The following is a 13,058-nucleotide window of genomic DNA, read 5'->3' as shown; positions in this document are numbered from 1 at the left end:
GCAGCAGGTCGAACCGATCGAGCCAGCTCGCGGCCGCGCGCCGCTCACCCCCCGGCCGCATCGCGGCTCACCGCCCGTACTGGGGACGCGCCCGTAGCCCGTCGAGAATCTGGCTGCCGAGCATCGTGACGTCGCCTGCGCCCATGGTGATCACGACATCGCCGGGCAGCGCGAGCCCGGCCACCTGGCGACCGACCCGGGACATATCCGGTTGGTAATGCACCGGTTTGGTGACTGCCTGCGCGACCAGCGCGCCGTTCACGCCGGGCAGCGGCTTCTCCCGCGCGCCGTAGACGTCCAGCACGACGACCTCGTCGGCCAGACTCAGCGCGACGCCGAAATCCTCGGCGAAGGTCGCGGTGCGGCTGTAGAGGTGCGGCTGGAAGACCACGATCACCCGGCCCTGGCGCGACCGCGCGCCGTCGCGCGCCTCCTGTTGCACGAGTTCGGCCGCGGCGCCGAGCACCGCGCGCACCTCGGTGGGATGGTGCGCGTAGTCGTCGAAGACCCGCACGCCGTTCTCCCTGCCGACGAACTGGAACCGCCGGTGCACGCCGCCGAAACCCTCCAGGCCCTGGATGATCTCGTCCACGTCGGCGCCCGCCGCCCGCGCCGCAAGCAGCGCGGCCAGCGCGTTGAGCGCCATGTGCCGCCCCGGCACCGAGAGTCGCAGCGTGCGCGGCGCGGGTTCGTCGGCCAGCTGGAATTGGGCGAGCCCGCCCACGTCGCGCGGCTCCCAGCTGTGCAGCCGGACGCCGACGGGGACCGGGGCGTCGGCGAGTTCGCCGGAGCCGTAACCGAGTACTCGAACGCCCTTGTCCGCCAGGCGGGTTCCGACCCGCTCGGCCAGCGCCCGCGAGCCGGGATCGTCCAGGCACACCACCAGCAGGCCGCCCGGGGCGAGCCGGTCCGCGAAATCGTCGAAGACCTGCACGTACGCGGCGTCGGTTCCGAAGAAGTCCAGGTGATCGGATTCGATGTTGGTGACCACCGCGACGTCGGGGTCGTACTGCAGCAGCGAGCCGTCGCTCTCGTCGGCCTCGGCCACGAAGACCTCGCCGGTGCCGTGGTGGGCGTTGGTGCCCGCCTCGTTGAGCTCGCCGCCGACCGCGAAGGACGGGTCCAAGCCGCAGTGCTGCAGCGAGACGATCAGCATCGAGGTCGTCGACGTCTTGCCGTGGGTGCCCGAGACCAGCAGGGTGCGGTGCCCGCGCATCAGCGAGGCCAGCACCGCGGGGCGAAGCAGGACCGGGATGTCGCGCCGGTTCGCTTCCACCAGTTCGGGATTCGTCTTCGGGATGGCCGCGTAGGTGGTCACCACCGCGGTCGGGCCGCCGGGCAGCAGATCGAGCGCGCCCGCGTCGTGTCCGATGTTGACCTGCGCGCCGCGCGCACGCAGCGCGAGCACGCCGCGGCTCTCCTTGGCGTCCGAACCCGACACCGCGCCGCCGCGGGAGAGCAGGATACGGGCGATGCCGGACATCCCCGCGCCGCCGATGCCCACCATGTGCACCCGCTCCAGCTCGGGCGGCAGTGCCGAACGCTCGTCGGTCATCGGCCCCGCCCCAATTCCACCACGATCCGCGCCACTTCGTCGGCGGCGTCGCGGTGCCCCGCGCCTGCCGCGGCGCGGCCCATCTCGGTCAACCGTGCGGGGTCCATGAGCAGCGGTATCACCTCGTCGATCACGTACTTCGGGGACAGTTCGGCATCGGGGACAATTCTGCCACCGCCCTGCGCGACCACGGGACGGGCATTGAATTCCTGTTCGCCGTTGCCGTGCGGCAGCGGCACGTAGAACGCGGGCAAGCCGACGGCGGACACCTCGGCGACCGTCATCGCGCCGGACCGGCACACCACCGCGTCGGCGGCGGCGTAGGCCAGATCCATCCTGGACAGATAGGGCACCGCCACGTAGCGCGCGGCGCCGTCGCCCTCGGCGACCTCGAGCGTGTTCTTCGGACCGTGCGCGTGCAGCACCGAGACGCCCGCCGCCGCCAGCTGCGGCGCGGCGCCCGACACCGCCTCGTTCAGGCTGCGCGCCCCCTGCGATCCGCCGAACACCAGCAGCACCGGCCCCTCGGCGGGCAGGCCGAAGTGCGCGCGGGCCTCGGCGCGCAGCGCCGGGCGATCCAGCGCGGTGATGGCCTCACGGACCGGGATGCCGACGACCTCGGCGCGTGGCAGACCGGAATCCGGCACCGCGGCCAGGACCCGCGCGGCGCGCCGGGCGCCGACCTTGTTCGCGATGCCCGCCTTCGCGTTGGCCTCGTGCACGACGACCGGCACCGCGCGCCTGCGCCACAGCATTCCCCGGCCCGCGGCCAGATAGGCGGGCAGCGCGACGTAACCACCGAAACCGACGATGACGTCGGCCTGCACCGCATCGATGACGGCTCTGGTCTCGGCCACCGCGGCGCGCACCCGGCCGGGCAGCCGCAGCAGATCCGCGGTCGGCTTGCGCGGCAACGGCACCGGCGGGATCAGCTCGAGCGGATAGCCGCGCTCGGGCACCAGCCGGGTCTCCAGACCGCGCTCGGTGCCCAGTGCGGTCACCCGGATGGAATCGTCCAGGCGCCGCAGCGCATCCGCCACGGCGAGGGCCGGTTCGACATGTCCGGCCGTGCCACCGCCCGCCACGATCACCGAAAGCCCGGATCCCTTCGCGGACCGCTGTGTTGCGTCGGCGGTACTCCCGGGTCCCGCATTCACCTGGATCTTCCCCGTTCTCTAGCGTGTGGCATCGGATAGTTCGGCTCCCAAGCCCTGGTGGCACGCAGTGAACTGGTGCCCCGGCTCTCGGGCGAGCGGCGTCGCGGCTGCCCGCCTCCTGATTGTCCCCGCCGCGGCGGCGGCGCTTGGCGCGACCTGGATCGCTCGGTGCGGGCTCGCTGCGCCGCGGCCTTGGCGGCGTTGCGCGCCCTGGCCGCCTCCGCCTTGGCCGGCGAGTACACCTCGGGCTTGGGTAGTCGAAGCAGACGGCTGAATCGCCCGTCCTGCCCGGCCTGCAGCGCCGACACCGCCTCCGGCTCGTGCCGGGCGGCGTTGGCGATGATGCCGAACATGAACAACGTGATGGCCAGCGAGGAACCGCCCGCCGAGACCAGCGGCAGTTGCAGACCGGTCACCGGAAGCAAGCCGACCACGTAACCGACGTTGATCAGCGCCTGCGCGGTGATCCAGGTGGTGGCGGTCGCGGTGAGCAGCCGCAGGAACGGGTCCACCGAGCGGCTGGCGATGCGCAGGCCAGCGTAGACGAACAGCGCGAACAGCCCGAGCACCAGCGCGCAACCGAGGAAGCCGAGTTCCTCGCCGATGATCGCGAAGATGAAGTCGTTGTGCGAGTTGGGCAGATAGCTCCACTTGGCCCGGCTCTGCCCGAGTCCGCGGCCCCAGATGCCGCCGTCGGCCAGCGAGTACTGCGCCTGCCGTGCCTGATAACCGATGCCCTGCGGGTCCTCGCCGGGATTGAAGAAGGCGCGCATGCGGTCCGAGCGATAACCCGCGGAGAGGGCGAGCACCGCCGCGGCCACGACGCCGGACACCGCGATGGTGACGAACAGCCGCACCGGCAGCCCGCCGAACCACAACAGCGCGGCGAGCACGATGCCGAGCGCGATGGTGGTGGACAGGTTGGGCTCGAGCACCACGAGCAGACACACCAGCATGCCCGCCGGAACCAGCGGCACCAGAATGTCTTTCAGCGCCGCCTGCTCCGACCGGCGCGAGGCGAGCAGGTGCGCGCCCCACACCACCAGCGTCACCTTGACGATCTCGGAGGGCTGCACCGACACCGGGCCGAGGTCGATCCAGCGCCGTGAGCCCTGCACCTCGCTGCCGATGCCGGGAATCAGCACCAGCACCAGCGCGAGCACCGACAGCGCGAACAGCGGGAACGACCACTGCCGCAACCTGCGCATCGGAATGCGCAGCGCGACGTAGAACAGCACGCAGCCGACGGCCGCGAACATGGCCTGCTGGACGAACAGCGAGTACGCCGACCCGCGCTCGGCATACGCCTCGACGCTGGAGGCCGACAGCACCATCACCAGTCCGAGCACGGTGAGCAGGGTGGCGATGGTGACGATGAGATGGAACGACGCGAGCGGGCGCGCCAGCCAAGCGACGAACCTGGCCGCGGGCGCTCGCGTCGTCTCCGTCATAGCCGCCGCCCGATGTCACCGTCTTCCAGCGCGTGCACCGCGGTGGCGAAACTGCGTCCGCGGTGGGTGTAATCGGCGAACATATCGAGAGAGGCGGCCGCGGGAGCGAGCAGCACGGTGTCTCCCGAGCGAGCGAATCCGGCGGCGGCGCGCACGGCTTGCGCCATGACGGCGTCCGCCTTGTCGGATCTCGACGGGTCGTCAGCCATCACAGCATCGTCCCCCGCGCGCACCTCGACGACCGGGACCTCGGGCGCGTGTCGCGCCAACGCGGCGGCGAGCACCGGCGCGTCGGACCCGATGAGCACCGCGGCGACGAGCCGGTCGGCGACCTCCTCGATCAGGTCTTCCACCCCGGCGCCCTTGAGCTGGCCGCCCGCGATCCAGATGACGTGCGGGTGCGCGAGGATCGAAGACCGCGCGGCGTGCGGATTCGTAGCCTTCGAGTCATCGATGAAATCGACGCCCGCCAGCTCGCGCACGAAGGCCGCCCGGTGCGGGCCGACCTTGTGCTCCTGCAGTCCTTCCTTGACGAACTGCGGCGCCACGTCGATGGCCCTGGTCAGCGCGGCTGCGGCCAGCGCGTCGGCGACGCCCGCGGGGCCCTGCGGGCTGATGTCGCCGACCTCCGCCAGAATCGCGGCCTTGGTGAACGCGCGGTCGAGCAGTTTGCCGTCCACCACGCCGAGTTCACCGTCGGCGGGCACGCCGATGCGGAAGCCGACCGTGCGGCGGGCCTTGGAGCGACGGGCCAGCGAGGCCGCCACCGGATCGTCGAGGCCGACAACGCCGACCCGCCCGACCAGCGCCCGCGCCTTGGCGGCCGCGTAGGCGTCCAGTCCGCCGTGCCAATCCAGGTGATCCTCGGCCACATTCAGCACGACGCCCGCCTCCGGCCGCACCGACGGCGCCCAATGCAGCTGGAACGAGGACAGTTCCACGGCGAGCACCTGCGGGCCGGGATTGCGGCGCAGCGCGTCCAGGATCGGGGTGCCGATATTGCCGCAGGCGACGCTGGCGATGCCCGCCGCGCGCAGGATGGCGTGGGTCATCTGGGTGGTGGTGGTCTTGCCGTTGGTGCCGGTCACCACCAACCACTTGCGGACCGGGCCGTAGATCCTGGCTTGATCGACCCACCAGGCGAATTCGACGTCGCCCCACACCGGGATGCCCTCGGTGACCGCGGAGACCAGCACCGGCGAGTCCGGCCGCCAGCCCGGGCTGGTGATCACCAGCGCGAAGCGGCTCAGATCGGCCGACTCGAGTTCGACGCAGGTGGCCACTTCGAGGCCGAGTTCGGCCGCCTCGGCGAGCGCCTTCGCGCCCGCGTCGGTGACCACCGGATGCGCGCCGATATCGCGCAGCGGTTCCACCAGCGAGCGACCGGAGACGCCCCAGCCGGCGACGAGCACGTCACGGCCACGGAGGAATTCGAGCATGGGCCCCGGAGATCGCAGGGCCCGCGGAGAATGTTCGACCATCGCTAGTTCACCCGACCGCGGAGAGGTATTCGCTGTAGAACAAGCCGAGGCCGACTGCGGAGGCCATGGCGGCCAAGAGCCAGAACCGAATGATCACAGTCGTCTCGGCCCATTTGCTGAGCTCGAAGTGATGATGGAACGGCGCCATCTTGAACAGCCGGTTGCGGGTGGTGCGGAAGACCGCCACCTGCAACACCACCGACACGCCCTCGGCGACGAACAGCGCGCCCATCACGATCATCAGCAGCTCGGTCCGGGTCGTAATGGAGATGCCCGCCAGCAGACCGCCGAGCGCCAGCGACCCGGTGTCGCCCATGAAGATCTTGGCGGGCGCGGCGTTCCACCACAGGAAGCCGATGCACGCCGCGGCGCCCGCCGCGCAGACCAGAGCCAGATCCAGCGGGTCGCGCACGTTGTAGCAACCGGTCTCGGGCTTGGTCGCGCACGCGTGGTAGTACTGCCAGAACGTGATGATCACGTAGCCGCCGAGCACCAGGCTCATCGAACCCGCGGCGAGCCCGTCCAGGCCGTCGGTGAGATTCACGACGTTGGACCAGGCGACCACCACGAAGCACACGAACGCCAGGAAGATGATCACGCCTGCCGACACCGTGTTGATGTCGCGCACGTAGGACAGATGGCGACTCGCGGGCGTCAAGCCGTTCTCGCCACGGAATTGGAGCGCGAGGATGCCGAAGATCACCGCCGAGGTGATCTGGCCGATGTACTTGCCCGCCGCGGTGAGGCCGAGGTTGCGCTGCTTGCGCAGCTTGATGAAGTCGTCGGTGAAGCCGACGGCGCCCAGCGCGGTGGCCAGTCCGAGGACGAGCATGCCCGAGGCGGTCGGTCCCTCGGCGTCGTAGCCGATGCCGATCAGGTGCGAGCCGAGGTAACCGGCCCACATACCGATCAGGATGGCGACGCCGCCCATGGTGGGCGTGCCGCGCTTGGCCTGGTGGCTGGCCGGACCGTCGACCCGGATCTCCTGGCCGAAGCCCTGCTTGGCGAAGAACTTGATCAGCAGCGGCGTCAGCAGAATCGACACCGCCAGCGCGATCGCCGCCGCGAATAGAATCTGCCTCACGACCTTGCCTCGCTAGTGCTCGGCTCCGTCGCACGACCGATCTCCGGCCTCGTCGTACAGCCGACGGCCGCTGTGCCCATTGTTCGCTCGCTCCGCTCGCTCACTGCCCTGCCTCCGCGCTGCTACCCGCGCGCCCCGTGGCACGATCCGCGCCGGTCAAGTGTTCGGCGACCGCCCAGAGGCCGACCGACTTGGACGCCTTGACCAGCACCACATCACCCGCTTCGACCTCGTCGTCGAGCAGCGCGATGGCCGCGCCGATATCGGGCACGAGGACCGACTCCTCGCCCCATGAGCCTTCCATCACCGCTCCCTGGTGCATCGCGCGGGAGGGCCTTCCGGTGCCGACGACGACGAGCCGGTCCACGTCGAGGCGCACCGCGAGCCTGCCGATGCCGTCGTGCTCGATCACGGATTCCTCGCCGAGTTCGGCCATCTCACCGAGCACGGCCCAGCTACGCCGCGGCGTGTCGCCCGCGCGCGACATCGTCACCAGCGCCTTGAGCGCGGCGCGCACCGAGTCGGGGTTGGCGTTGTAGGAGTCGTTGACGACCGTGACGCCGTCGGCGGTGGTGCGCACGTCCATCCGGCGCTCCGACACCCGCTGGGCGCCCGAGAGCGCCTGCGCGATGGCGGCCAGGTCGGCGCCGCAGGCCAGCGCGACCGCGGCGGCGGACAGTGCGTTGCCGACCTGATGCTCGCCGTGCACGGCCAACTGGATGTGCGTGCTGCCCACCGGGGTGTGCAGCGTGAACCCGGCGCGCGCCTCGGAATCGAGACGCACGTCGGTGGCCCTGATGTCGGCGTTGGCGGCCTGCCCGACCCGCACCACCTCTGCCTTGGTCCGACCGGCCATCGCGGCCACCTGCTGGTCGTCGGCGTTGAGCACGGCGAGACCGGTCGCGGGCAGCGCCTCGACGAGTTCGCCCTTGGTCTGCGCGATGGCCTCGCGGCTGCCGAATTCGCCGAGGTGCGCGGTGCCGACATTGAGCACGACGCCGATGCTCGGCGGCGCGACCTTGGCGAGCGCGGCGATGTGACCCGGCCCGCGCGCGGAGAGCTCGAGCACCAGGAATCGCGTCTTCTCGTCGGCGCGCAGCGCGGTCCAGGGGTGGCCGAGCTCGTTGTTGAACGAACCGGGCGGCGCGACGACCGGACCGAGCGGCGCGAGCACCGCGGCGAGCAGATCCTTGGTGGAGGTCTTGCCGGAGGAACCGGTCACCCCGACGACGGTGAGACTGCCCGCGGCGGTGAGCCGCTCGACACTGGCACGCGCCAACGCGGCGAGCGCGGCCAGCACCGCTGCGCCGGAGCCGTCCGAATCATGGGTCAGCGCAACGGAAGTCGCGGGCACGGTGCCGGGGCTCGGGGTCACCACGATGGCGGGCACGCCGACCGGGCGCGCGGCGAGCACAGCCACCGCTCCCGCGGCCACCGCCGCCTCGGCGTACTGGTGCCCGTCGACTCGCTCGCCGGGCAGGGCGAGGAAGAGATCACCGGAACCGATTCGGCGCGAATCGAATTCGACCGAACCGGTGACTCGCACCTCCGGATCGGGTACGTCGTGCAGCGTGCCGCCGACGACCTCCGCGATCTCCCGCAGTGTCATCTCGATCATGAAACCGTCAAGTCCTCCGCGTCCGTCGAGTGCGGACTTCGCTGTGCTCGCTGAACATGCTGTGCCGCCTGAAAGTTCATGCCCGCGCCTCCGCGGCCACCTTGCGCGATAAGGCCTCCGCCACGACATCGCGGTCGTCGAAAGGGTGTTTCACGCCCTGAATCTCCTGACCCGTCTCGTGGCCCTTGCCCGCGATCAGCACGGCGTCGCCGGGGCGGGCCCAGTCCACCGCGGCGGCGATGGCCGCCGCGCGGTCACCGATCTCGCGGACCTCGCCGCGCTCGCCTGCCGGCACAGCCAGCGCGCCGTCGCCGATCGCGGCCCGGATCGTAGCGGGATCCTCCGAGCGCGGGTTGTCGTCGGTGATGACGAGCAGGTCGGCGCCCCTGGCCGCGACCTCGCCCATCAGCGGTCGCTTGCCCGCGTCCCGATCGCCGCCCGCGCCGACCACCACGGCAAGGCGACCGGGCGCGGCCGGATTGTCGGCGGCCAGGTGCACGCGCAGGGTGGCGATCACCGACTCCAGCGCCGCGGGCTTGTGCGCGTAGTCCACCACGGCGAGGAAATCCTGGCCGCGCTCGACGCGCTGCATCCGCCCCGGCACGTCGACGCCGGCCAGCGCGGCCGCCGCGGCGGCGGGATCGACACCGGCGGCGGCGCACACGGCCACCGCGAGCAGCGCGTTGGCGACGTTGTAGCGGCCGGGAAGACGAAGGCGCACATCAACATTCACGTCCGGACCGGCGGCGGTGAACCGCTGCTCGGGGCCGTGCGCGGCGACCGCGCCCGCCACGTGCCAGTCCGCGGGTCCGGTGGTCGCGACCGTGGTCGGCGCGGGCAGGCTCGCGGCCAGCCTGCGGCCCCACTCGTCGTCGACGCAGATCACCGCGGTGCGCGCGGCGACGGCCGAGCCCGGCTCGAACAACCTGCGCTTGGCGCCGAAGTAGTCCTCGAAATCGGCGTGGAAGTCCAGGTGGTCCTGGGAGAGGTTGGTGAACGCGCCCACCGTGAAGCGCACGCCGTCGACCCGGCCGAGCGCCAGCGCGTGGCTGGACACCTCCATCACCACCGCGTCGACGCCCTGCTCGACCATCAGCGCGAACATCGCGTGCAGCTGCGGCGCCTCGGGGGTGGTCAGCGCGCTCGGCACCCGGCGGCCGCCGATCCTGGTCTCGATGGTGCCGATCAGCGCCGTGGACAGGCCACCCGCCGCCAGGCCCGCCTCCACCAGATAGGAGGTGGTGGTCTTGCCGGAGGTGCCGGTGATGCCGACGATGCGCAGGCGCTCGGAGGGGTTGCCGTACAGGGCCGCGGAGAGTTCGCCGAGCACCTCGCGCGGCCGTTCGCGCACCAGCACGGGAACGCCGAGTTCTCCGGCCAGCGCGGCGCCTTCGGCGTCGGTGAACACGGCCACCGCGCCGCGCGCGACGGCGTCGGCGGCGAAGCGCGCGCCGTGCGACTGCGAGCCGGGCAGCGCGGCGAACAGATCGCCGGGCCGCACCGCGTTCGAACGCTGCTCGATCCCGGTGACCACGAGATCGCCGGGGACCGTCGCCGACGGGCGGGCGCCGGTCAGCTCCAGCACGGTGGTCAGCGGTGTCGACGGCGGGTCGACCGGCCGCAGCACGGGCTGGCTGGACTGCGCGGGCACCTCGCTCCTCTCTGACAGGGCTTCTGTAAACAGCACGGATCTCTGGTGACGAGTCAGGTTACCGACGCGGACTCATCGGTGAACAACGCGCCTCGGTGTTGCCGGGCCGAGCGCGCGCCGGGACGAGGAAATATCACGTTCGACAAAGCCGGAATCACACACCGGCCTGCAGGACGAACTTCTCCGCGGGCGCGGTCGACGGCGGGATCCGGTCGCGCTGCAGCGCCCACGAGGCGATGTTGTGGAACAGCGGCGCCGCGGACTGGCCGCCGCTGCCGTCCGAACTGCGCACCGGGTTGTCCAGCATCATGCCGATCACGTATCGCGGGTTGTCGGCGGGCGCCATGCCCGCGAAGGTGATCCAGTAGCTGGAGGACGAGTAGCACTTGCAGCCCGGATCGATCTTCTGCGCGGTGCCGGTCTTCCCCGCGATCCGGTAGCCCTCGATCGCGGCGGGCCAACCGGTGCCGTTCTGGTCGGCGTTCATCGGATCTCGCTGCACGACGGCCTGGAACATGTGCCGCAGCGTCTGCGCGGTCTGCGGGCTCACCACCCGCACGCCATCCGGCTGCGGCTCCTCGGTGCGGGCGCCGTCCGGCGCGATCTTCGCCTTCACGATGCGCGGCGGGACCCGCACACCATCGTTCGCGATGGCCTGGTACATTCCCGTCATCTGCAGCGTGGACATCGAAAGGCCCTGTCCGATGGGCAGATTGGCGAAGGTGCCGCCGGACCACTGATCCCGGGACGGTACCTGTCCCCCGGTCTCGCCGGGGAGACCGACGCCGGTGCGCTGGCCGAGTCCGAAGCGGTACAGCATGTCCGCGTAGCGGTCCTCGCCGACGCGCTGGGCCAGCATCAGGGTGCCGACGTTGGACGACTTCGCGAAGATGCCGGTGGTCGTGTACGGCGCGACGCCGTGGCCCCAGGCGTCGCCGACGGTCACGCCCGCCATCCGGATCGAGCCGGGAACCTGATGCACCTCGTCGGGATGGGTCAGCCCGTACTCGATGGCCGCGGCGGCGGTGACGATCTTGTTCACCGACCCGGGTTCGAACGGGTCGCTCACCGACGGGTTGCTCGTCTTGGCCGAGCTCCAGTTCTGCGGGCCCAGCGTCGGATTGAAGGTGCTGTCGTTGGCCATGGCGAGCACCTGGCCGGTCTTGGCGTCCAGCACCACCGCCGAGGCGCCTTGGGCGCCGGACATCTCCCTGGCCTGCTGCACCTGCTGCTGCACGTAGTACTGCAGGTCGGAGTCGAGGGTGAGCTCGACCCCGTTGCCGTTCACCGCGGGCTGCTTGTCGCGCCAGCTGCCGGGAATGACGGCGCCGTCCGAACCGCGGTCGTAGGTGTGCGAGCCGTCGGTGCCCGCGAGCACCGAGTCCAGCGAGGATTCCAGGCCGATCAGGCCGTGCCCGTCCCAGCCGGTGGCGCCGAGGATGTTGGCGGCCAGCGATCCGCCCGGGTATTCGCGCCGCGGCTGCGAGTCCGCGCCCACCTCGGGGAACTGAACGGTGATATCCGTCGCGACACGCGGATCGACATTGCGCGCCAGGTAGACGAACGTCTCGTCGCTGCGCAGCTTGTCGAGTAACGCCGATTCCGACGGCGCGTTCTTGCCCAGCTTCTCGTGAATCGTCTTGGCGATGGCTCGCAGACGCTCGTCCGGGTCGGGAGCCTTGTCGCTCTTGGCTTTCGCGTCCTCCAGATCCTTGCGCACCCGCACGGGTTGGAAGTGCAATTCCACCGCGGCGGTGGTGAAGGCCAGCGACTTGCCGTTGCGGTCGGTGATCGGGCCGCGGGTGGCCTGGTCGGTCAGCCGCACGGTGCGCTGGCTGGCCGCCTGCGCCGAGAGGCCGGGGGCCGAAATGCTCTGGATCCAGAGCAATTGGAGCGCGACGACGGCCAGCGCGACCAGCATGACGATCCGGCCGACCCCGAGGCGCAGCCGCACGGGTCGATCGGCGGCGGCGCGCGATCTCGGCGGCCCCGATGCCACCGGCCCGCGCCGCTTGCGCGGCGCGGGCCTGGTCTGGGTCATCGAATGCCTCCCGGCTGTTCTTGCGGCTCGGCCTGCGTGCCGGGCGGTGCGGGTTGCTGGTCGGCTGGGACTTGCGCCACCGGCTGCGGTGCCGCGAGATCCGGCGCCGCGGCTGGGTCTTGGGCCGCAGGCTGCGGCGCCGCCGGGTCCGGGGCAGCCGCCGGATTCTGGGCCGCGGGCTGTGGTACCTCGGCGGGCGGCGGCGGTAGTGGCGACGGCTGACCCGCGACCGCTCCGGGAACCGGCGGCACGGCGGGTGTCGGGCTCGGCGTGTTGCCGTTGGCCTGCTCGGCGCTCGGCCTGCCCGGCGTGGTCGACACCGGCACCAGGCGCTCACCCTGCGCCTGTGCGTGCCCGGGCTGCGCGGACGGCCGCGCGGACGGCGTGACGTTCAACGGCGGCGCGGGCGCGCCCTGCGCAGGGGTCTCCTTGCCGATCACCGTAACCGTGCCATCCGGGCCGATCACCAGCCGGGCCGGATCCTTCGCCGGGATCATGCCCAATTCGCGGGCGCGCGCGGCGAGTTCGGGCGCCGAGTCGGCGGCCTCGACCTCGCGCTGCAGGGCCGCGCGCTCCTCGGAGAGCTTCCTGTTGAGCTCCCTGGCGTCGCTGAGCTGGTAACTGTCCTCGGCCGCCCTGGTGGTGAGCAGCAGGGTGAGCGCGAGGCCGCAGCCGAGCATCGCGATGATCGCCGCGACGAACGGTATCCGCGCGGCCATCACCGACCTGCGGGTCGGCAGCCGCGGCCCCGCGTCGGCACGCTGCTCGGCACGCATCTTGCGCTTGGCGTAAGCGCGTTGCGCCGCACCGGATTTGACCCGCTCGGCGGCCTGCACTCGACGGGCGACCCGGCCCGGCGACTCGACCGTGCGCGTCCGGATACTCATGGTGTCGTCGCCTCCTCTGTTCCGCAAGAACACCCCCACCCCGTCGACGTCGTGCGGCCCGTGACGATCGGCGCGCGCGGTGCGCCTCCGGTCGCGGACCGACGTCCGATGAGCGCGACGGCGGCCGAGGTCT

The 13,058-nt window shown here is 71.5% G+C and carries 9 protein-coding genes; all 9 read right to left on the bottom strand.

Going from position 1 to position 13,058, the window contains the following annotated elements; translation table 11 throughout:
- Positions 1-67: 67 nt before the first annotated feature.
- Positions 68-1,555 carry a UDP-N-acetylmuramate--L-alanine ligase gene (murC, locus tag FB390_RS30285; protein WP_141812609.1) on the bottom strand — a complete coding sequence of 496 codons (1,488 nt, stop codon included), beginning with the start codon at positions 1,553-1,555 and terminating at the stop codon, positions 68-70.
- Positions 1,552-2,712, bottom strand: coding sequence for an undecaprenyldiphospho-muramoylpentapeptide beta-N-acetylglucosaminyltransferase (murG, locus tag FB390_RS30280; RefSeq protein ID WP_141812608.1), 1,161 nt, complete (start codon positions 2,710-2,712; stop codon positions 1,552-1,554). The genes murC and murG overlap by 4 nt, the downstream gene beginning before the upstream one ends.
- Positions 2,709-4,163: a putative lipid II flippase FtsW gene (gene ftsW, locus FB390_RS30275; RefSeq protein ID WP_141812607.1), complete on the bottom strand. Its 1,455-nt coding sequence runs from the start codon at positions 4,161-4,163 to the stop codon at positions 2,709-2,711. The genes murG and ftsW overlap by 4 nt, the downstream gene beginning before the upstream one ends.
- Entirely contained in the window at positions 4,160-5,602 is a 1,443-nt protein-coding gene (murD, locus tag FB390_RS30270; RefSeq protein ID WP_141812606.1) for a UDP-N-acetylmuramoyl-L-alanine--D-glutamate ligase, read from the bottom strand. Before murD ends, ftsW begins: the two co-directional genes overlap by 4 nt.
- Before the next feature lie 49 nt (positions 5,603-5,651).
- Positions 5,652-6,728 carry a phospho-N-acetylmuramoyl-pentapeptide-transferase gene (gene mraY, locus FB390_RS30265; RefSeq protein ID WP_141812605.1) on the bottom strand — a complete coding sequence of 359 codons (1,077 nt, stop codon included), beginning with the start codon at positions 6,726-6,728 and terminating at the stop codon, positions 5,652-5,654.
- A gap of 100 nt (positions 6,729-6,828) precedes the next feature.
- A complete protein-coding gene (locus FB390_RS30260; RefSeq protein WP_141812604.1) occupies positions 6,829-8,346 on the bottom strand; it encodes a UDP-N-acetylmuramoyl-tripeptide--D-alanyl-D-alanine ligase in 1,518 nt (505 codons plus the stop codon).
- A 76-nt stretch (positions 8,347-8,422) separates the two neighbouring features.
- Positions 8,423-9,997, bottom strand: coding sequence for a UDP-N-acetylmuramoyl-L-alanyl-D-glutamate--2,6-diaminopimelate ligase (locus tag FB390_RS30255; RefSeq protein ID WP_141812603.1), 1,575 nt, complete (start codon positions 9,995-9,997; stop codon positions 8,423-8,425).
- A gap of 154 nt (positions 9,998-10,151) precedes the next feature.
- Positions 10,152-12,038: a peptidoglycan D,D-transpeptidase FtsI family protein gene (locus tag FB390_RS30250; protein ID WP_141812602.1), complete on the bottom strand. Its 1,887-nt coding sequence runs from the start codon at positions 12,036-12,038 to the stop codon at positions 10,152-10,154.
- Complete coding sequence (gene ftsL, locus FB390_RS34515) at positions 12,035-12,925, bottom strand: cell division protein FtsL (protein ID WP_246124476.1); 891 nt, start codon at positions 12,923-12,925, stop codon at positions 12,035-12,037. Before ftsL ends, FB390_RS30250 begins: the two co-directional genes overlap by 4 nt.
- Positions 12,926-13,058: the final 133 nt, after the last annotated feature.

The organism is Nocardia bhagyanarayanae, assembly GCF_006716565.1.
GTDB lineage: Bacteria > Actinomycetota > Actinomycetes > Mycobacteriales > Mycobacteriaceae > Nocardia > Nocardia bhagyanarayanae.
Note: the sequence above shows the minus strand (reverse complement) of the source record. Positions and strands in the feature narration are given on the sequence as shown.

What these genes read in the sequence shown, in the direction of transcription:
- FB390_RS30260 (WP_141812604.1), bottom strand. Translation starts at nt 8,346, where the DNA reads ATGATCGAGATGACACTGCGGGAGATCGCGGAGGTCGTCGGCGGCACG.
- FB390_RS30250 (WP_141812602.1), bottom strand. Translation starts at nt 12,038, where the DNA reads ATGACCCAGACCAGGCCCGCGCCGCGCAAGCGGCGCGGGCCGGTGGCA.
- murC (WP_141812609.1), bottom strand. Translation starts at nt 1,555, where the DNA reads ATGACCGACGAGCGTTCGGCACTGCCGCCCGAGCTGGAGCGGGTGCAC.
- ftsW (WP_141812607.1), bottom strand. Translation starts at nt 4,163, where the DNA reads ATGACGGAGACGACGCGAGCGCCCGCGGCCAGGTTCGTCGCTTGGCTG.
- ftsL (WP_246124476.1), bottom strand. Translation starts at nt 12,925, where the DNA reads ATGAGTATCCGGACGCGCACGGTCGAGTCGCCGGGCCGGGTCGCCCGT.
- murD (WP_141812606.1), bottom strand. Translation starts at nt 5,602, where the DNA reads ATGCTCGAATTCCTCCGTGGCCGTGACGTGCTCGTCGCCGGCTGGGGC.